Annotated in this window: 19 protein-coding genes and 1 pseudogene; all 20 read left to right on the forward strand. The window is 24.9% G+C overall.

Annotated elements, in window-relative coordinates:
- Positions 1 to 58: 58 nt before the first annotated feature.
- Complete coding sequence (locus JAHGCCOI_RS03450; protein WP_479492003.1) at positions 59 to 1,336, forward strand: AAA family ATPase; 1,278 nt, start codon at positions 59 to 61, stop codon at positions 1,334 to 1,336.
- A 2-nt stretch (positions 1,337 to 1,338) separates the two neighbouring features.
- Positions 1,339 to 2,973: a DNA double-strand break repair protein Rad50 gene (locus JAHGCCOI_RS03455; protein ID WP_479492004.1), complete on the forward strand. Its 1,635-nt coding sequence runs from the start codon at positions 1,339 to 1,341 to the stop codon at positions 2,971 to 2,973.
- A 99-nt stretch (positions 2,974 to 3,072) separates the two neighbouring features.
- The gene (locus tag JAHGCCOI_RS03460; RefSeq protein ID WP_479492005.1) at positions 3,073 to 4,164 is read left to right on the forward strand and encodes a hypothetical protein; all 1,092 of its coding nucleotides are present in this window, start codon (positions 3,073 to 3,075) and stop codon (positions 4,162 to 4,164) included.
- A 24-nt stretch (positions 4,165 to 4,188) separates the two neighbouring features.
- The gene (locus JAHGCCOI_RS03465; protein ID WP_479492006.1) at positions 4,189 to 4,527 is read left to right on the forward strand and encodes an SVM family protein; all 339 of its coding nucleotides are present in this window, start codon (positions 4,189 to 4,191) and stop codon (positions 4,525 to 4,527) included.
- A gap of 170 nt (positions 4,528 to 4,697) precedes the next feature.
- Positions 4,698 to 5,276 carry a Panacea domain-containing protein gene (locus tag JAHGCCOI_RS03470; RefSeq protein ID WP_479492007.1) on the forward strand — a complete coding sequence of 193 codons (579 nt, stop codon included), beginning with the start codon at positions 4,698 to 4,700 and terminating at the stop codon, positions 5,274 to 5,276.
- A gap of 1 nt (position 5,277) precedes the next feature.
- Entirely contained in the window at positions 5,278 to 5,658 is a 381-nt protein-coding gene (locus JAHGCCOI_RS03475) for a hypothetical protein (RefSeq protein ID WP_479492008.1), read from the forward strand.
- 115 nt (positions 5,659 to 5,773) lie between these two features.
- Positions 5,774 to 6,340 carry a Panacea domain-containing protein gene (locus JAHGCCOI_RS03480; protein ID WP_479492009.1) on the forward strand — a complete coding sequence of 189 codons (567 nt, stop codon included), beginning with the start codon at positions 5,774 to 5,776 and terminating at the stop codon, positions 6,338 to 6,340.
- Between the two features lie 24 nt (positions 6,341 to 6,364).
- Positions 6,365 to 6,760: a hypothetical protein gene (locus JAHGCCOI_RS03485; RefSeq protein WP_479492010.1), complete on the forward strand. Its 396-nt coding sequence runs from the start codon at positions 6,365 to 6,367 to the stop codon at positions 6,758 to 6,760.
- Between the two features lie 290 nt (positions 6,761 to 7,050).
- On the forward strand, positions 7,051 to 7,419 hold the full coding sequence (locus JAHGCCOI_RS03490) for an SVM family protein (RefSeq protein WP_121463809.1): 369 nt from the start codon (positions 7,051 to 7,053) through the stop codon (positions 7,417 to 7,419).
- Positions 7,420 to 7,597: 178 nt separating this feature from the next.
- On the forward strand, positions 7,598 to 7,810 hold the full coding sequence (locus JAHGCCOI_RS03495; RefSeq protein ID WP_227807313.1) for a hypothetical protein: 213 nt from the start codon (positions 7,598 to 7,600) through the stop codon (positions 7,808 to 7,810).
- Positions 7,804 to 9,435, forward strand: coding sequence for a DUF2963 domain-containing protein (locus JAHGCCOI_RS03500; RefSeq protein WP_479492011.1), 1,632 nt, complete (start codon positions 7,804 to 7,806; stop codon positions 9,433 to 9,435). The genes JAHGCCOI_RS03495 and JAHGCCOI_RS03500 overlap by 7 nt, the downstream gene beginning before the upstream one ends.
- A 275-nt stretch (positions 9,436 to 9,710) precedes the next feature.
- Positions 9,711 to 11,414 carry a DpnII family type II restriction endonuclease gene (locus tag JAHGCCOI_RS03505; RefSeq protein ID WP_479491976.1) on the forward strand — a complete coding sequence of 568 codons (1,704 nt, stop codon included), beginning with the start codon at positions 9,711 to 9,713 and terminating at the stop codon, positions 11,412 to 11,414.
- Positions 11,415 to 12,212: 798 nt separating this feature from the next.
- On the forward strand, positions 12,213 to 13,277 hold the full coding sequence (locus JAHGCCOI_RS03510) for a TRM11 family methyltransferase (RefSeq protein ID WP_212775580.1): 1,065 nt from the start codon (positions 12,213 to 12,215) through the stop codon (positions 13,275 to 13,277).
- Positions 13,258 to 13,578 carry a hypothetical protein gene (locus tag JAHGCCOI_RS03515; protein ID WP_479492012.1) on the forward strand — a complete coding sequence of 107 codons (321 nt, stop codon included), beginning with the start codon at positions 13,258 to 13,260 and terminating at the stop codon, positions 13,576 to 13,578. Before JAHGCCOI_RS03510 ends, JAHGCCOI_RS03515 begins: the two co-directional genes overlap by 20 nt.
- 1,346 nt (positions 13,579 to 14,924) lie before the next feature.
- Complete coding sequence (locus JAHGCCOI_RS03520; RefSeq protein WP_479492013.1) at positions 14,925 to 15,089, forward strand: hypothetical protein; 165 nt, start codon at positions 14,925 to 14,927, stop codon at positions 15,087 to 15,089.
- Between the two features lie 136 nt (positions 15,090 to 15,225).
- Positions 15,226 to 16,020: an SAM-dependent methyltransferase gene (locus tag JAHGCCOI_RS03525; protein ID WP_479492014.1), complete on the forward strand. Its 795-nt coding sequence runs from the start codon at positions 15,226 to 15,228 to the stop codon at positions 16,018 to 16,020.
- A 36-nt stretch (positions 16,021 to 16,056) separates the two neighbouring features.
- Complete coding sequence (locus tag JAHGCCOI_RS03530; RefSeq protein ID WP_479492015.1) at positions 16,057 to 16,245, forward strand: hypothetical protein; 189 nt, start codon at positions 16,057 to 16,059, stop codon at positions 16,243 to 16,245.
- Between the two features lie 139 nt (positions 16,246 to 16,384).
- Positions 16,385 to 16,627, forward strand: coding sequence for a hypothetical protein (locus tag JAHGCCOI_RS03535; RefSeq protein ID WP_479491995.1), 243 nt, complete (start codon positions 16,385 to 16,387; stop codon positions 16,625 to 16,627).
- A gap of 171 nt (positions 16,628 to 16,798) precedes the next feature.
- A pseudogene (locus JAHGCCOI_RS03540) lies at positions 16,799 to 16,951 on the forward strand (phase variable surface lipoprotein); the annotation flags it as partial.
- Positions 16,952 to 18,273: 1,322 nt separating this feature from the next.
- A complete protein-coding gene (locus JAHGCCOI_RS03545) occupies positions 18,274 to 19,212 on the forward strand; it encodes an IS3 family transposase (protein WP_479491994.1) in 939 nt (312 codons plus the stop codon).
- The last annotated feature ends 206 nt before the right edge of the window (positions 19,213 to 19,418 follow it).

The following is a 19,418-nucleotide window of genomic DNA, read 5'->3' on the forward strand; positions in this document are numbered from 1 at the left end:
ATAAAAAAATAAGACTAAGTTAAGAAAACTTAGTCTTATTTTAGAAAGGAAATAAATTATGAAAACCAAAAACCAAACTTCCACCCAACCACTTTTCTTAAAAGCAATGACAATCATCATTTTGTTTCTTTTATTTTGGTTAGCAACTTATGTCTGGATTCATCACCAAACTTTAAGTCAAACCGAAAAAGAAATTATTTCTTTTAAAAATAAATTAGAAGCCACCCAAACTTTAAGTGAAGAACAAAAAAATATATTAAAGCAAGAATTACAACAAGCAGAAACCAAAAAGAAAGAACAAACTGAAGAAATTGATAATAATTCTTCAACAAACCCAAAACAATTAAATTCAGAAGGAGTTGTTTTTCAACCTGCTGACTCTCAAAAATTTATAGGTTTTGACAAATTAATCGGTTTTAAAGAAGAATTACAAGCAGTTCAAGGATTTATTGATTATTTAAAAAACCCTGAAAACTACCAAGGTATTGGCGAAGTTGAATCACCCCTAGGAATTTTAATGTATGGTTGCCCTGGAACAGGTAAAACCACTTTAGCACGAGCACTTGCCAAAGAAACCAATTTACCATTCTTTGAAGTTAATAGTTCCCTTTTTTCCCAAAAGTATAAAGGGGTAGCGCCACAAATGGTAAAAGATTTATTCACTAATGCAAGAATTGTTGCAGAAGAGTGTAATGGGGCGATCATCTTTTTAGATGAATGTGAAACTATTTTCACTGATTTAAGTATGTTAGAAGCAGGTTCAGAAATCGCAAATGTTGTAAACCAATTCAAAATGGAAATGACTTCCCAGGATAATAACCCTGAAAAACCAATTTTCATTATTGGCGCAACAAACCAATACCATCTGATTGATGAAGCGATTAAATCCCGTTTTGCGTACAATATCGAATTAAAACCAGGAAATAAAACTGAACGACAACAAATGCTAGAATTCTTAATTAAGAAAAGAAAAAATCCTTACAGTGAAGAAACAAAACAGTATTTATTTGAAGTTATTAACGAAGCTTTAGAAAACTTACCACAAAATAAACAATTCTTAAAAACTAATCGTACCTTAGAAAACTTATTAAAAACTACTGTTAGTATTTTTGCCAAAAACCGTGGTAAAGGTGAAAACAAAAGAAATGAAATTAACAAAGAAGATTTAAAACAGGCTTATCAATTGATTATTTCACCAGATACCACTTTATTAGACCAAATTGAAAACAATGATAACAAAGTTAACGATTCAGGAACTTCATCACCAACAGTAACCGAAACCAAAGTTAACGATTCAGGAACTGAAAACAATCTAACCCCGAAAGGAGGTGAATAAATATGATATCACCATTAGACGTACTGAAAGTTTTTATTAATTTAAAATCTTATTTAACGTGGTTTTTGATTGCTACTACTGTTTTTGGCCTTTTTTGTTTCATCAAAAACAAATTTTTTCACAAACAAAACACCACAACCCTAAAAAGTTATTTTATTTCCTTTTTAATTATTCTTGCCCTATTCAGTTTTCTTTACTTATCTTTCTTTCATAAGACCGAACCATCATCTAAATACACAGGTCAATTAATTGAAAAAATTGGTGAAGCAATTAAAAAATACGATGACACAATTAATAATTATCATGGTTTAATAAAAGATTGGGAAAATGAATTAAACAAAGTTGAAACCAAATTAAAAGAATTATATAAAGCCAAAGAAATAACCCAAGAGCAAAAAGAAAAAATAAAAGAGGCATTGGATAACAATGAAACAAAAATTAAAGAAATAAAAGAAAAATTAAGTAAAAATACCGAAAATATCACTATCTTAAAAGGTAAACTTTTACAATTAGAACAAGCCAAAGAAGCTAAAGAAAAAGAAATTAAACAAAAACAAGAAGAAGAAAAATTAGCTTCTCCTGATGACAAAATAAAATTACAAGCAGAAATTAAAAAACTTCAAGGCGAACGAAATGAAATAATGCATCAAATAACTCAAGTTTCAATCCAAATCGGCAAATTAGAAAGCAAACAAGAATCTCTAACAGAACTGCTGGAAAACAACAAAAGATTTAAAAAAGGATTAGAAGAAAAATTAAAGTATTTATCAGAAGAATTTAAAGAACTAACAAAAATCATAACAACTTGGGAAGACCGTAAAGCTGAAATTAAAAAAAACATTGATGAAATCAAAGAAGAAATGAAAAAAATTAAAGAAGAACAAAAATTATATCGACACCTAAAAGAAAAATATCAAGAAATGTATACCCGCATGCAAACTTATGAAAAAGAAAACGAATTTAGTTTTGGTAACGTAACTAAAGCCGCTTTTAAAGCTTTTGATAAAGTTACTGACTTAATCCCCGCTAAATACGGATTGAAAGTAATAGGTAAAACAATGACTGTTACGCGTAAATTCGCCCAAGGAACGGCAAAAGCTACTTTAGTTCTTCACGAAGGCCACCGTTTATGGCATATGTATAATGAAGTAATTAACGAAAACAAAGAACATCCACCAATGATTACCAAAGAAGCTTTAGAAATGTATACTCGAGATATTGACCGTGATTTAGACAAACTTGACGCTGACTACAAAGATTACGAAAAGAAAAAAGAAGAATATGATAAAATAATCAACGAAGCTTCTTGTAAACAGCAAATAGCAACTTGGAAAGACCAAAATGAAAAACATGGCGAAAAAATCAAACAAGAATGGAAGGACTGGATCAATGAATACGAAAAAATCAACGATGAATTAACACAAAACCTAAAAGAAGTTCCAGGCAAAGCCGTAACAGAGTTAGTTTATAAACAAACCGATTTAGAAGAAGAACTAGAATTCAAAAACGTAGAAATCGAAAACGCAAAAGAAGAATTAAAACAAAATAATCCTAGTTACGCTCGCGCCCAAAAACGCTACGAAGAAAAACGTCGTCCTAAAATTCCTGAATTGATTATGATTCCAAATAAAAAATAATTTTTTTAAAACATTTAAAAAATAAAGTTGTATAATAGTGATATATTCATATTTCAATATTTGATAATAATCACTATTATCGGAAAGGAAATGAAATTTATGAATAATAATAATTTTTTTAAAAAATGTTTAGTAATTATAATCATTATTATCGCAGTTATTGTTGGTATTGGTATTTATTACAAGACCAATAATTCTTTAAAACAAGAACAACAAGAAGATCCTAATTCAGAATTTTTTAAAAAAAATCCAAGTACAAAAGTTATTAAAGAATTAATTGATTTGAGAGAAAGAGAAAAAAATAAATTAAATGATATTTCTTCTAACCCTTTATGTAGAGAAGATTTAAAAAAAGAAATATTAGAAATTTTAAAAAAAAATAATTGTATCAAAGAAAATGTTATTAATAGTTGTCGAAAAAGTGGTATTTTTAATAGTTTTTCTAAAAAAGACCAAGAAGAATTTGTGGAAAAACAATATATCGAATATTTAAAAAAAGATATAGAAAATTTAACAAATACATATAATAAATTACCTCATAATTTTTTATATAAAAAAATTATTTCACCAACTAATTTTGACAAAATCAAAGCTTATATTCTTTCAGGAACCGATGACAAATCTTTATTACCAAATAATCTTTCCCAAGAAGAAAAATCAAAAATCAATCAACAAAGAGACGAGTTAATTAATAGTTTAAAAAAGATGAAACAAGAATGGAACCCATGGATCGATGAATATCAACAAAAATGCGATGATTTTGTTCGCGAAATTAAAGAAATTCAAGATAAATTTCCTTCATTAAAGTCTCAAGAAACCAAGTTAGAACAAGCCAAAGAAGCTAAAGTACAAGAAATTAAACAAAAACAAGAAGACCAAAAACAATTCAAATATTTACCAAATCAACCCGAATCAATTAGAACAACGAGAAAAAACAACTATGATCGTTTACAAGCAGAAATTAAAAAACTTCAAGGCGAACGAAATGAAATAATGCATCAAATAACTCAAGTTTCAATCCAAATCGGCAAATTAGAAAGCAAACAAGAATCTCTAACAGAACTGCTGGAAAATGACAAAAGATTTAAAAAAGGATTAGAAGAAAAATTAAAGTATTTATCAGAAGAATTTAAAGACTTAACTATCTCTAGTCTCCAATCCCACTACGACATCACCTCAGACGAGGGATAAAAAAATTAAAGGAGTTATAAATTAATGTTTAAATTAAAAAAACAATTATACTTATTTAAAATAGTTTTATTAGTTTTTTTAGGATTATTATTTGTGATTAACAATCATCAGGTTATAGCGATGGAAAATAACTATACTAATTCAGCTCAGCAAAATATCGCCATAAACAACAATAGAATTCACGAATATGAAACAGAAAGAAACAATATAATTGAATATATACTGATGACCGACGAAGAATTACAAGGCGAACGTCTCCAAGATTTAATAAAGCTTCGAGATAATTACACCGAATTAATTAGCAATCTACAACAACAAAACGCTTTATTTCATAGCATCATCGAAAACAATCGCCATCGTTAACATATATTCACATATAAGATTCTCCTCTATGAGAATTTTTTTTTATCCAAATTCAAATAAATCAAACAAAAAAACAACTAAATTAACGAAAAAGAACTAATTTTTATTAGTTCTTTTTTTATTTTATATACAACATTTTAGTAAAAATAAAGAAGGAGCAAATCAAAAAAATGAATAATCAAAAACCAAAAAAATTAATTAAACAATTAAAAATCATCAAAAAATATGTTAAAATATACAATATAAAAAATAGGAAGGGAATGAATATGAAAACATCCATCATCCCCAACAAAAACCAAATTAACGTTTTTGATGTTGCACTTTACATTGTTGAAAATAATCCTCATACAACTACTAAAATGAAACTAAATAAAATGATTTATTACGCTCACGCAAAACATTTAGTGCAAACTAAAAAACCTCTTGTAAAAGAACAAATCCAAGCTTGGATTTATGGTCCTGTTTTTCCTGAATTGTGCGCACAACTAAAAGAATTTACTTATAAACCGTTAAATCCCGATTCTTTATCAATGGGAGATGCAACTAAAATAAATGCCGCTCAAAAACAAATCCTTGATGATATTATTTCATTATACGGCAACAAAGAAGCCGATTTTTTATCTCAACAAACTCACGAAGAAGACCCATGGAAAAATACATATTATATCAATTCCGATTGGTCTAAAAACATTATTAAAAACAAAGATATTTTAGAATATTTTTCTAAAAACACTAAACACATTTGTTAATATGGAACAAACAATTAATAATCTTTTTCGTTATCGATTCGATCAAAATTTAACAGATATTTCAAGTTTTAAAACAATAAAAGGTTTTAAAGAAGTTTTAGAAAAAGTTATCGCACCTTTAAATAAATATATTGAGTATACATGGCATCAAATCAAAAAATCGCATAATAAAGGTCCTAGATATCATGTAGTCCAACCTAGCACCCTTTCTCGAAAAGGGTTTGCTCGTGTCATTAACCTTTCTGAAGATGAACCTATTTTTCAAATATCTCTTAATTTGCAAGAACGCGTTTATGGTATAACTGTTGTAAATATTTTGTTATTATCGCCTATGATCCAAACCATAAAGGAAATACAAAGAAAAAATAAATTATTGCATTAATATAAAATTCAAAATACAATTAAATTTTAATAGACTCTCTCTATGAGAGTCTTTTTTTATACCCAAAAATAACCAAATTAAACAAAAAATTAAAAAAGAAAGGAAATAATTTTAAATGAATAAACAAGACTTAAAAAAATTAATCAAACAATTTAAATCACAAATTCCAACAGGCTATGATATAATTATAAAAAAAAGGAGAAAATTAAAAATGGAAAAGAATAATGAAATAAATGTCTTTAATGTAGTTAATTGTTTGATTAATCATGTTGATACACAAGAATATAAAGTTTCTAATATGAAAATAAATAAATTGTTATATTATATCCAAGGATATTATGTTGCTAAATACGATAAACCATTATTTAATGAGCCAATAGAAGCTTGGTTGTTTGGACCAGTTATTCCACATGTTTATGGAAAATTTCTCGAATTTGTCGACCGCCCAATAACTAATAATTATGTTTGTTTCGAAGCATCCGAAACCGAATTAAACGAAGAAGCAAAAAACATTATTTATAAAGTAATCGATAAATACGTCAAGATATCATCATACAATTTAAGCGTTATGACGCATGAAGAAAGTCCTTGGAAAAATGCATACAATCCTCGCCGAAAATGGAAAAACAATATTATTAGTCCTTCATTTTTAAAAGATTTTTTTAAAAATAAAATAATTTAACAATTTCAAGGAGCGAAAACGGTTTTGAAAAAATTAAACTTGAAAAATTTTGATGAAATTATTCAAACGATTAACAGTATTTGCGTTAACATTTCTAGAAGTAAAAATTTACAAAAAAGTAATAACGCGCAAGGAAAAGAACAAGATATGGAAGCTATTTATAGAGATACCATTTCCCTTAATTTAAACAGTTATCCTTCTATTTTTCGGAATCAGGTATCTTGTGAGACACAAAACAAGCATGGCAAAGCGGATATCGTAATACATTTTGATGACTCAAAAAAATATGTTGCGGAATGCGCCGTTCTAAAAAAAGAAGAAAATCAAACATTAGTAAACAAAATCGAAAACAAATATCGACAATTACTTTATAATACGACAGACAAAGATAATAAAATTTCATTGCTTTTTTTGTTTTAAAAAAAGTTTTTGATTCTAATAATATTTTTAAAATAATCGAAAATTTTATAGAAAAAGAAAACTCCGAATATAAAATTCATGAAACAATAACAAAATATCAGAATAATGATTGGGTAATAAAAACAAGACCGACGCGTTTTCCTGAAATAGATTTTTTTATTCATATTGGAATTTATGATTTTTTTTATAAAGTGGATTACGCCAAATATCAAAAAACAAACAAGAAAAACATTGAAGAAAACACAAAAAAACAAGAAAAAACCTTAACAAATAAGGAGTTATAAGTTAAAATGATGCAAATAAAAAATAAATTACATCTTTTACCATTATTTTTAATGAGTTTTTTAGGATTATTCGCTTTCATCAATATTAATCCAGTTATGGCAACGGATCCAAAACTTCCAGAAACTAGTAGCAGGCAACCTGTTAATCAGAACTTTACTATTGAAGAAAACATAATTAATTTAAAACAGAAAATTTATGATAATGCAACCAAAATAACAAACATAGATAAAGAATTACAAGGAAGTATCACTGATAATCAAAAAGAAAATCTCTTAAAATTAAAAGAAAATTACAAACAATTAATTGATAATCAAAAAGAACAATTAAAAACTTATAAAAACCTTTTAAACAATTTAAATGATGAAAATAACTAAAAATATTATCAACATAAAAATTATCTTTTTTATAAAAAACCCCTTTCCAAAAGGGGTTTTTTTATTTAACCATACTTACTCATCCAAATAACAAGACTTCTTTAAACAAGAGTCTTTTTTTATACCCAAAAATAACCAAATTAAACAAAAAATTAAAAAAGAAAGGAAATAATTTTAAATGAATAAACAAGACTTAAAAAAATTAATAATTATGTTATTAATTATTAATTTCAATTTTGTCCTTTCCATCAATTCTCATTCTTCTTTTTTTCATAATCAAACCAAAAGCAAAATTAAATTAGCAGATTACCAAACCCCCACCAAGAAACCCATCGACAAATATAATAACGCTGTTAAAAAAATAACAATTAGGAATTCGCGATTATGTTAAAAAAACTCAAAATTAGGAAGCTCATTATGATGGTGGTGTGTGGTCTTTTAAGTTTTATTCCTTTAACCTTCGCCGCGCAAATCTCATATCACCCCAACGGTACAATCAAGTCCAAAGTAGAGTACGACCCCCAAACAGGGAAGCTAATCAAGCAGAACAAACAATCTCCAAGTAAAACCCTCGGGCGTTCCTTTTTCCATCGACAAACCAAATCAACTATAAAACTAGCTGATTATAAAACCCTTCAAGAAGAGTGGTTAACCTTCCAACCTAAAATGAAAAGGTATGATATCAGCGTTTTATCCAAAGAAAGTATTCCTGAAATTTTAAAATATGTTGGGATTAAAAGTGATGTTATCGCATATGATAACTTTAACACTCCTTCTTATAATTCTAACAATGATAGTATTTTTTACTGGCATATCAAAGATCCACCAGAAGGACTCATGGGTGTCTATTTTAAACCCCGCTCTAATCCCTTTAATATTAAATATCCTGCTGCAAATAAAAAACACACCTTAGAAGACCTTTTAAAATACGAAATAGCTATTGAAGAAGTTTTTGTTTTTTGGGATGCTCAACAAAAAACTCAGGAAGAAAAGGTCAATGTGGAAGTAATCAGCTTCGATATCTTTGTTGACCAAAGTAAAGAAGAAGTGATTAATAATTACTTAATCCAACAGAAAATCATCCAAAAACCCAAACTAATTAAATTAGGTTGTTATAATATTACCCCTACCACAGGTTTAATCGCTCCTTTACCTTCAGGAGAATTTCATGGTATTGAAATTGCTTCTATTTACTTTGATGATGGGGTTCGTCTGCTACCTGAAAACGAAAATACTAGAGATTTAAAATGTAGAATAGAACACCAGGAACAAAGGTTAGAACAAGCTTTAAAAGAGTTAAGTCAAACTAAAAATGAAGAATTAAAAGAGAGTTTTGCAATATTAATTGCATTTTTACAAAAAACAACCAAAACACTTTACCAAGAAATGATAACTAACCAAACTTCCACCATTGATGATTTATTGAAACTCTCCAATGGCGCCAAAAACATCTACCTTTTTTCTTTCAATACTCAAAAAAGAATTAAAAGCATCGAATTACCTGATGCTATTGATCCTTACCAAGCCATTCGAACATGGAAAAGAGATAATAATTTATTTGATTATGAAGGTGAATTTATACACCAAACTGGTAGAGTAGAAAACGAATTGTTAATAGCTTCAAATAGAAAAGAGACTATATCGTGTGAACCTCACCAACTTATAAATATTTTTGAAACCGAAAAGGAAAAATTTATTATTTCTTGTAAAGATGTAGAACCAAAATTGCGTATTTTCAATAATTATACTTCTGAATATATTAATTGGTTAAGGCAATGTTACATCAAACCTGGCATTCCTTATTCATCTGGAGAAATAAGAGATAAATTTGGTCGTTCATCAAGGGGCATTTATAATCAAAAAGGGGAAAGTTGTCAATATCATTATGTTCCAGGATTTTTCATAGATGATTGGTACATTAATGGGATTAACTGTGTTGGCTCAAACATTACTTTTTATAATTTTTATGGCACCACTCCGCCACCCAAAAAACCTCAAGAAATAAATATTAATTGATATTAAGACCTTATAATGAAGGTCTTTTTTCATTTTGGGGGTTTTTCAAACCTGGACCAAAATTAATATCAATTTATTAAAACCGCCACTTTGAATGAAATAATATATTTTATTAAAGAGTTAATCAAAATTTTAATGTTATAATCTTGATTTGAGGTATAATTAGGATAGTTTATATAACTAATTTCAATTTAAGTAGGGTAAATGCCTCTATTTATCTTAAAATTTTAAGTTGTTGAAAAATTAGTTAAAAAAACAAGAAAGAGGTTATCAAAATGTCAAATACATTAAAACTAAAACCATTTGTCAAATGGGCGGGTGGAAAAACCCAACTTTGGCCTTTTTTGAAAGTTGTTATGAATGTTAAATATGAAACTTATTTTGAACCTTTTTTAGGAGGTGGGAGTGTATTTTTTAGTTTGGAACCTCAAAAAGCTGTTTTGTCTGATATTAATGAAGAATTGATAACTGCTTGGCATACTTTAAAATCACAATCTCGTGATGTTGTTAATTTATTAAAAACATATATTAAACGTTTAAAATTAGAAAAAAAAGATTTTTATTATCAATTGCGCGACCAAAAAACCTCTTCGTTGGATAATATTTCAAAAACTGCTCGCTTTATTTTTCTTAATAAAACTTGTTTTAATGGTCTTTATCGTGTTAATTCTAAAAATCAATTTAACTCTCCGTTTAATGGAAAAAATGATGTTTGTTTATCAACTATCATTAACGAATCTAATCTTAAAAATATCACATTATTCTTAAAAAAGAATGAAATTAAAATCCAAAACCAAGATTACGCAACAATAGTTGCTCAAACACAAAAAAATGATTTATTGTTTTGTGATCCTCCTTATGATTCAGATACTCAAACTTTTAACAGCTATAATGCATCCCCTTTTAATCAAACAAACCAAAAAGAATTGTTTGAATCTTTAAAAGCAGCTCATTTAAGAGGAGTTAAATGGGTTTTAACTAATCACGACACCCAATTAATTAACCACTTATACAAAGATTTTAATTTTATAAGAATTCCTGTTAATCGTTTTATCAATTCCCAAAGCTGCAATCGGAAAAATAACACCTACGAAACAATTATTACGAATTTTACATTAAGAGATGACCAAATTAAACAAATAAATAATTTATTGTTTTTCAAAGAGTTAAAATCTACATCTTATTTTTTAAAGGATTATGTTTCGTGGGAAAAAGTTAATCATTTTATAAACCAAAATGAAGAAATTATTAAAAAATGGAATAAACTTAAATCCAAAACTGAGCAAGAATTTTATGATAAATTTGAATTGCAATGGCAAGAATTATCAAATACTTTTGAATTTTTGCCAATATTATTAGCTAACAATCGTTTTGCGAAAAACGAAAAATTTATTTATTTTAACAACCAAAACCAAGAAATTACTTTTGACCACCAAGATAAAGAAGTTGTCATTAATTTTATTAAAGAATCAAAACTTCTAACTAATGTTTTTGTAAATTCAAATTTTAATCAAAATATTAAAGATTATATTTTTGGGGTTTTGGTGGGGTTGGATTCTAACTCAAGAAAAAATAAATCAGGAGTTTTGTTGCCTAATTTAATTAAAACTCTTTTAAAAACAAATAATTTCAATTTTCAAGAAGAAGTTCTTTTAACAGACATTTTAAAAGGTGTTGAATTAAAAGAAACAAAAAGAGTGGATTTTGTTTTTAAACATAATAATATAAATTATCTTTTAGAATGTAGTTTTTTTAACACTTCAGGCTCCAAAATTAATAGCGAATTAAAACGTTTGGTAGAATTTAGTAAAACTATCAATAAATTCAAAAATATTCAATTTATTTATGTGATAGAAGGTCCAGGTTTGAAAAAAAACGCATCTTTGTTGGAAAAAACCTTAACGGAAACCAATGTTTTATTCAATATCCATCGTTTTCAAGAATTTTTAAAAAAAATAAAACAAAATTGTATTTTTTAACTCATCGATCTAATAAATTAAACACACACCCATTAAGATTAATTTTTACAACAAACATTATAATTATATTTTGTAATTGAATAAAACTATTTTTAAAAAACACCAAACACATTTAATACCATAAAAAGGTTCCTTTAAGAGGAACCTTTTTTTATTTAATACCCAGCAAATTGATTACAACAAAAAAGTTCATCAAAAAATAAAGTAAGGAGAATGAAATGAAATATCAAATTAAAAAACTATTGAAGCAACTAAAATTCCTTATTCAACGCTAACATTAAAAGCTCTTAACGAAAAATATAAAAAAATATCCCAAAAAATAAAACCTTTAGAGAAACAAGTAAACGTCTTTAAAAAAGAATTAGAAAAGATTGTGAATGAACTTTAAACAATAAACCTTCTTAAAAAGAATTTATTGTTGTTTTTTTAATAAAACCCGATAAAACAGTTTTTTTAACAATCAAGGCTTAAAAAAATAAAGTTATGTTAATAAAACAGAAACTTATTATTAATCAAAAAAACTAGGAGTTAAAATAAATGAAAAATAATTCCAAACAAATTATAAAATAACACTAAATCAACTCTAAAAAAATAATAATCATAAAAAATGTGTTAAAATATATAATGAAAAAGAATAGAAATAAAATAAATATGTAAATATGAACTAAATCACAATAAAATACAATACTTAAATTATTATACTTATAATAATGAATTAAAAAAATAATTCTTCTTGTGTTATTGTTAGTTATTTTTATTGGAAAAAAACAATTAAAAAAAGAAAGATAGGTTTTTCAAATGACAAATAAAATTCAATTCGGTCAATTTTTTACTAAAAAACAAAATTGGTTCACAAAACCATTAGAAGAATTTATTTTTGATAATTTAAAAGAAAATCATATTATCTTAGATCCCTTCGCTGGCGAAGGGGATATTTTAAATTTTTTAAAATATTATTTTAAAAATAAAATTAATAATTTAAATTTTATAGGGTATGACATTGATAAGAAATTTGTTAAATATAAAATGAATGATTCTTTAAAAAATATACCTTATGAAAAAAAACATAAATATTTTATATCAACAAATCCTCCGTATTTAGCAAAGAATAGTTGTTATCGTAAAAAATATACACAAACTTATAAAGACTATTTTAAAACATCTAATTTTGCTGATCTTTATTTATTAGCTTTAAGTAAGATGATATCCACAAATCAACCAGGTTTTGCAATTGTCCCAGAAACTTTTATTAATTCAAAATTTGATAAAACCAATGTTAACAGAATTATTATCATTGAACCCAATCCTTTTGAAGATACTACCGTACCTATTTGTATTGTTTGTTTTAATGGCACCAAATTAGAAAAACAAATTATTTATAAAAATGACGATAAAATTGGTTCTTTACAAGAATTAAAAAAATTAAAAATTTTTGTTAAAGAAAAAAGTGAGTTTTTAAAAAAATTACGATTTAACGATGTTAATGGATTTATTGCGTTGTTGGGTGTAGATTCCACAAATCCTGAAAAAAAAATTAAATTCATTCATAAAAATAAATTAAAATATAATATTTCAAATATAAAAACTTCGTCTCGTGCGATTACTATAGTTAACAGTGAAGAATTTAAATATTTAGATGATTCAAAAATTGAAAAAATAATTATTAACGCAAATCAAATTTTAAATACATTTAGAACACAAACTAAGGATGTTTTGTTGTCTCCATTCAAAGGAAATAACAAAGATAATCAACGTAGACGTAGGTTAGATTTTCATTTAGCTAGAAATATTTTAACAAAGGCTTTTATTGATTGTTGTAATAATATAAATGAGGATAGTATTTATGAAAAAGATAAATTATAAAACAAAATATAAAGAACAATTAAAACAAAATTTGGAAAATTTCAATATTAAAGATAAAAAAACTTTAAATAAAATTAAAAAATTTTGTGAAAAATTTAATTTTATTCAAGAAGAAGTAGAAACATCAATTAAACATAATAATTTTTTAAAAGCTTGGTTTATTTTAGAACCTTTAAAACAAAACTTTTATGAAAAAGTATTTGCTGAATTTTTAAAAAATGATATAAATAATATATCCGAAGTGTGTAAACCTAAAAGTATTTTTATAAAAAAACAAGAAATAGTTCAAAAAAAGAAATAAATCAGTATATCTCATCAAAAGGTAAGTCAATTGATTTTTCTTTTAAATATAAAGATTTAGAAATTATTTTTTATGTTTTTCACAAATATACCAAAGAATCTGGCGGCTCGCAAGATAATCAAAAAAATGATGTAAAAATATCTATTGAAGAAGCCAAAACTGACACCCAAAAATATAATAAAAATATAATGATTTTATTCATTTGTGATGGCGATTATTATAGTGAATATAAAATGAAAGAATTAAAAAAAGTAGCAAATCAAAAAAATCTTAAAGTTCTGAGTTCCAACGAACTACAATTTTTTTTGGATCAATTTTATTCACAAATAAAAAACAAAAACTTTTTAAATTAAAAATAAGTTTGAAATAAAAAAGCAAAAATGTTAAACTAATTTAATTGAATTTGGTTTTTATTAATATTATTTGCTAAATTTAATTTAATTGTCAAAAAAATAATTATGATAAAATAAATATAATTAATGCCTTTAATTTGAAGGTTTTTTTATATTCAAATTTTAATTAAAAAAAGAAATAACAATTTAATAAAAAATATTCTTTTAAAGATAAAAAAGAATTAGAAATAAAAAATAAATATAGTTTTAGAAAAAAATTGTAAATAATTCTATAATTTTAAATTTTATTTTTATATTATAAGACCTTCAAAATTGAAGGTCTTTTTTTATATTCAAATGAACCCTTATGCTTTCAGTTTTTCTTTTGTTTATGAACAATAATAATAAAATTTATTAAGGAGTTAAAATAACAAATCACAAAGTTTATTAACCAAAATAATTCTTTTATAATTACTATTCCATATCATAAAAACGAAGAACAAACAAATAAAAGACATATTTATCAGATTTGCTATTTACCGAAAGACATTTTTAAAATAAGCAAACTAAATATTTGGAAAAAAAAGAAAAAAGATTATTTTTTAATTAACAATAAAGGAGTAGAATTTAAAATTGCACCTAGTATGAGTTGGCAAATATGGTGGACTATTCCTTTAAAATTAATTCAAGAAAAAAGTGAAATTTTAAAAGTTTAATCTTTATCAATCCAGTCAAACAATACATTACCCTTTATACGAAGAAATTTAATACTAAAAATGATGAAGAATCATCAAAATAAAGAGCAATAGAATAAAATAATATTAAGACCGACTTTTAAGTTGGTCTTTTTAATTAATTTAAATGAAATGTGATATTTTCTTAAATAAATAATCAAAATTTTTTTAACAATTTTGATATAAATTTAAACGAATCATTTTTTAAACTAATATAATTCAAATCAGAAATAGAAACAAACTATGATGCAATTTTTAAGAAGAAAGAAGGGTAAAAAAAATGAAAAATATGACTTCTTTTGATACATTTTTAAGTATCAAAAATATCAAAGGGTTAGATTTTATCTTAAATTTTCTTCAAGTTCATAAAGGCACTATCAAACGTTGGGAAAAACAAAAATCTGTTCCTAAAAATTATGATACAGACTTAAAAAAAAATAATTAAACAAATTGAAATTGAATATCCACATATTGATATAGTAAAATTCCAAAATAATCATTTAAAAAAGGAAAGAAAATTTGATGAATTTTATACTACTCATAAAATTGCTTTAAATTGTTTTGAAATTTTAAAAAGTAAAATGTTAGAATTAAACCTAAATTTTAATGAATATAATTTTATCGAACCTTCGGCTGGCAATGGAAGCTTTTATAATTTATTGCCTCCAACCAAAAGAATCGGCGTTGAAATTAACCCCCATATTAATAAAAATTACATTATTAAAAATTATTTAGATTTTATTCCCAAAAATAAAACAAAAAATATAGTTTTTGGAAATCCTCCTTTCGGTTTAAGGGGGAATTTAGCATTAAGATTTATTAATCATTCTTATAATTTTGCTGATGTTGTAGCTTTTATTTTACCTCCTTGCTTTAATTCTGATGGAAAAGGAAGTCCTAATTCAAGAGTAAAAGGATATAAATTAGCTTATTCACAAAATTTACCGTTAAATTCTTTTGAATATCCTAATGGTAAAAAAGTTAAAGTATCTACTTGTTTTCAAATTTGGACTAAAATAAACACTCATTTAATAGTTAAAACAAAAATCAAAACTGCTAATAATTTTATTAAAATTTATTCTTTATCTGATGGCGGAACACCAGGAAGCACACGAAATAAAAAAATGTTAGATAAATGCGACTTATATTTACCTAGCACTTGTTTTAAAGGAATGAAAATATATCAATCTTTTTTAGAATTACCAAACAAAAGAGGTTATGGTATTAAAATTTTAAAAAAATATCATGAAATAAAAAAAATATTTATGGATACCGATTGGAAAAAAATAGCTTTTTTATCAACAAACAGTGCTTTAAATTTGCGTATGAGCTTAATTGTTAAAGTTTTGACAGATGCTAATTATTATGATAAATAAATTTAAATTATAAAAAATATCGAAAGAAAAATAATAATGAATAAAAATAATGATGAAATTATTTATTTTTTTGAAGAAGTATATGAATATACTGTTAATAATTTTAAAAAAAATAGCAAATTTAAACCAGATGATTTATATTTTAAAATTAGACACCTTCAAATTGATGCTAGAGGTTCTTTTGGACAAAAATTTATAATGTATGGTTTAAAAAAATGGATTTAAAGCAAGAGATGATGATGATAAAAACAAAGATTGGGATATTAAATTTGAAAATTATAGAATCGAAATTAAAACCGCTACTTTAGATGTAAATGATAAATTTCAACACGAAGGCATTAAAAAAACTAATAATTATGATTTATTGTTATTTTTAGATATAGCGCCTAATCAAATTTTTATAAAAGTTTTTTTATATGATGATATTGATTTTCCAAAATTACATCAAAGAGGTAGTGGTAGGAAAAATTCAACTGGTGTAGGATATAAATTTGATTATTCTTTTCAACGACATTTAAAAGAAAAAAACGAAATTAAATATTTAACTGATTTAAAAAAAATTTTTAATGAATTAAAACAAAAACTAGATAAAAGAAATACATTATGAAAAATATTTTTAACTTAAAAAAGTTAATCAATTATTTATTTATTAAAAAATAAAAAAATTAAATTTAAAAAAAACAAAGCAACTCAAATTAAAAAAACAAAACAAAAAATCAAAGGCTCTCATTACGAGAGTCTTTTTTATGCCCAAATTGAAAATAAAAGGAGAAAATAAATGAAAAACGACACTAATCAAGAAATTAGATTCGGAGGCTGGAACACAAAAACCACTCCGAACGATTTAACTCAAATTAAAAACTTTTTACAAATATTAAAACAAGATTTAATTAACCTCACTATTATCTCTCATTCTAAAAAGAAAAATACCTAACCCTTTATACGAAGAAATTTAATACTAAAAATAATGAAGAATCATCAAAATCAAGAACAAGAGGATAAAAACATATTAAGACCAACTTTTAAGTTGGTCTTTTTTAATAAATTTGAATTAAATAATATATCTTCTTAAAGAGTTAATCAAAATTTTAATGCTATTGTTATGATTTGAGGCATAATTAGGATAGTTTATATAAATAATTTTAATTAAGTATAGGCAAATACTCATTTATCTTAATATTCATATTTTAATTTGTAACAAATAAATTAATTAAGAGAAAAAAATAAAATAAAAATTAACAATTAAAAACAACTCATAATTTTAACTTCAAATAACCTATTTTAAATACCCCCCAAATCAGAAATGCCTCTTAAACGCATTATTTTGCCTCTCTCGCTTTGATTTAAATTCAATTATGGTAATTACCCTAGTCTTGATTTAGACCCCCTTTATATTCAATTTCGCCTCTAAGTGACCTTCAAAAACCCTTGCAAATACGTACTTTTATTTTTTACAATTTTGGCATAAATTAAAACGAATCATTTTTTAACCTAATTTAGACCCCCTCATTTGAGGGGGATATTTTTTTATTTTTTTCACTTTTTTCCATTTTTTATCTCTTCTGTCATCATTTTCGCTAGTGTTTATGGTGAGCATTTTGCCCTTTAACCCCGTTATTATATGGCACAACTACCCCAAAATTAAAAACTCCGCATTATTGTGTAAAAAAATTTAATCCATGTCGTTTTATATGCAACTTTTTCTTTTTTTCGGCCTATATATATAATGGTATGTTTCTAATAAGGTTAAACCCGTGGGTAAACCTAAACACCAATTCAAAAAGCCCTCCAAGGCTGTTTTGAATTGGGTTGTGATAGATAATACTTAATTCGGGTTTAACCTTATTAGAAACATATATCATTAATATTATTTTATTTAATATTAATGATACTAATTAAATATAAAAACCTATCAAGAGTTTTTATATTTAATTAGTATATATAAATTTATTATAATATATCATCATTTATAATGTTTAAATGAAATATATTATCTAAACATGTGCCCGTCAAATTTAACAATTTAACGGTCAAATGCCCCCCTAAATCCCCAAAGGGGACTTTATAGTAGGGGGGTAATAGTTAATTGTAATGTTTATCGGCTGACCGCCTAGTTCGCTACGCTCGTCTTTGAATACTAATCATATTATATAATAATTTAATAAATATATTTTAAAATTAACTTTTAATGCATTTTTTAGTTATAATTATTTTTGGAATTAATAAAAAATATTAAGATAATTGGTGTTAATAATGCAAAAATTAAAGAAAAAAATAAGATTATTACAAAATATGATTTGCCACATTCAAACTATTAATAAAAAAATAGTTTTTCAATTGGTTAAACAATTTGTCAAAGACCTCAATTTAACTACTATTTTAAAAACAATTCGTATTAATCGCAGTACTTATTATTATTGGCTAAAAATTGAAAAAAAGTTAAAATTAAAAGAAACAAAACATTTAGTGCAACAACAACGTATTCAAACTTTATGTTTGCAACATGAATATTTTTACGGTCATCGTAAAATTACTGATTTATACCAAGAAATTTTTAACGAATTTATTACTAAGAAAAAAGTTTATCTTATCATGAAAGAAAATAATATTTGTTGTAAGTTAAGGCCTAAAAAAAATAAATATTATTATAAAAATTTAGAATCTAACCTCAAAGTAGTCCCAAATTTAATTAATCAAAACTTTACTACCTCCCAACCCATGAAAAAACTATTTACCGATATTACTTATTTTCCCACTCCCCAAGGATTTATTTATTTTTCGTGTATTATTGATTCTTTTAATAATCAAATTATTGCCTCCCACACTTCAAACCGACAAAATAAAGAATTAATTTTAAATACCATTAAAAAAATTCCTCCTTTAAAAAACCCTTGTATTATTCATTCAGACCAAGGTAAAGTTTATCAATCTCTAAAAGTACAAAAAGTTTTAACTAAAAAAGGGTTTTTAATTAGTATGTCTCGTAAAGCAACCCCACGTGATAACGCTGTCATTGAAAATCTTTTTGGCCAGATGAAAAGTATTTTATCCAACCAACATCCTTTTTTATTCCAAAAACCCCAAGCTAAAATCAAAAAAATTATCAATCAATTTCCTTCTTTTTGGAATAATAAATGGTTATTAACTAAATTAAATAATTTATCACCCTTACAATATTTGCAAAATATTTAAAAAACATTTTTTAAAAATATAAATTCATAACCTTTTTAAAAAGGTTGTTTTGTTGTACATTTTTTTCTATAAAAATCAAAAATTCCGCATTATTGTGTAAAAAAATGAAACCCATGTCGTTTTATATGCAACTTTTTCTTTTTTTCGGCCTATATATATAGTGTAGGGATAAAATATTTAAAAAAAATATCTTTTGAAACTAGCAA

The organism is Mulberry dwarf phytoplasma (assembly GCF_056504655.1).

Excerpts from the sequence above, each read along its gene's own strand:
- JAHGCCOI_RS03450 (WP_479492003.1), top strand. The coding sequence starts at position 59 with ATGAAAACCAAAAACCAAACTTCCACCCAACCACTTTTCTTAAAAGCA.
- JAHGCCOI_RS03455 (WP_479492004.1), top strand. The coding sequence starts at position 1,339 with ATGATATCACCATTAGACGTACTGAAAGTTTTTATTAATTTAAAATCT.
- JAHGCCOI_RS03460 (WP_479492005.1), top strand. The coding sequence starts at position 3,073 with ATGAATAATAATAATTTTTTTAAAAAATGTTTAGTAATTATAATCATT.
- JAHGCCOI_RS03465 (WP_479492006.1), top strand. The coding sequence starts at position 4,189 with ATGTTTAAATTAAAAAAACAATTATACTTATTTAAAATAGTTTTATTA.
- JAHGCCOI_RS03470 (WP_479492007.1), top strand. The coding sequence starts at position 4,698 with ATGAATAATCAAAAACCAAAAAAATTAATTAAACAATTAAAAATCATC.
- JAHGCCOI_RS03475 (WP_479492008.1), top strand. The coding sequence starts at position 5,278 with ATGGAACAAACAATTAATAATCTTTTTCGTTATCGATTCGATCAAAAT.
- JAHGCCOI_RS03480 (WP_479492009.1), top strand. The coding sequence starts at position 5,774 with ATGAATAAACAAGACTTAAAAAAATTAATCAAACAATTTAAATCACAA.
- JAHGCCOI_RS03490 (WP_121463809.1), top strand. The coding sequence starts at position 7,051 with ATGATGCAAATAAAAAATAAATTACATCTTTTACCATTATTTTTAATG.
- JAHGCCOI_RS03495 (WP_227807313.1), top strand. The coding sequence starts at position 7,598 with ATGAATAAACAAGACTTAAAAAAATTAATAATTATGTTATTAATTATT.
- JAHGCCOI_RS03500 (WP_479492011.1), top strand. The coding sequence starts at position 7,804 with ATGTTAAAAAAACTCAAAATTAGGAAGCTCATTATGATGGTGGTGTGT.
- JAHGCCOI_RS03505 (WP_479491976.1), top strand. The coding sequence starts at position 9,711 with ATGTCAAATACATTAAAACTAAAACCATTTGTCAAATGGGCGGGTGGA.
- JAHGCCOI_RS03510 (WP_212775580.1), top strand. The coding sequence starts at position 12,213 with ATGACAAATAAAATTCAATTCGGTCAATTTTTTACTAAAAAACAAAAT.
- JAHGCCOI_RS03515 (WP_479492012.1), top strand. The coding sequence starts at position 13,258 with ATGAAAAAGATAAATTATAAAACAAAATATAAAGAACAATTAAAACAA.
- JAHGCCOI_RS03520 (WP_479492013.1), top strand. The coding sequence starts at position 14,925 with ATGAAAAATATGACTTCTTTTGATACATTTTTAAGTATCAAAAATATC.
- JAHGCCOI_RS03525 (WP_479492014.1), top strand. The coding sequence starts at position 15,226 with ATGTTAGAATTAAACCTAAATTTTAATGAATATAATTTTATCGAACCT.
- JAHGCCOI_RS03530 (WP_479492015.1), top strand. The coding sequence starts at position 16,057 with ATGAATAAAAATAATGATGAAATTATTTATTTTTTTGAAGAAGTATAT.
- JAHGCCOI_RS03545 (WP_479491994.1), top strand. The coding sequence starts at position 18,274 with ATGCAAAAATTAAAGAAAAAAATAAGATTATTACAAAATATGATTTGC.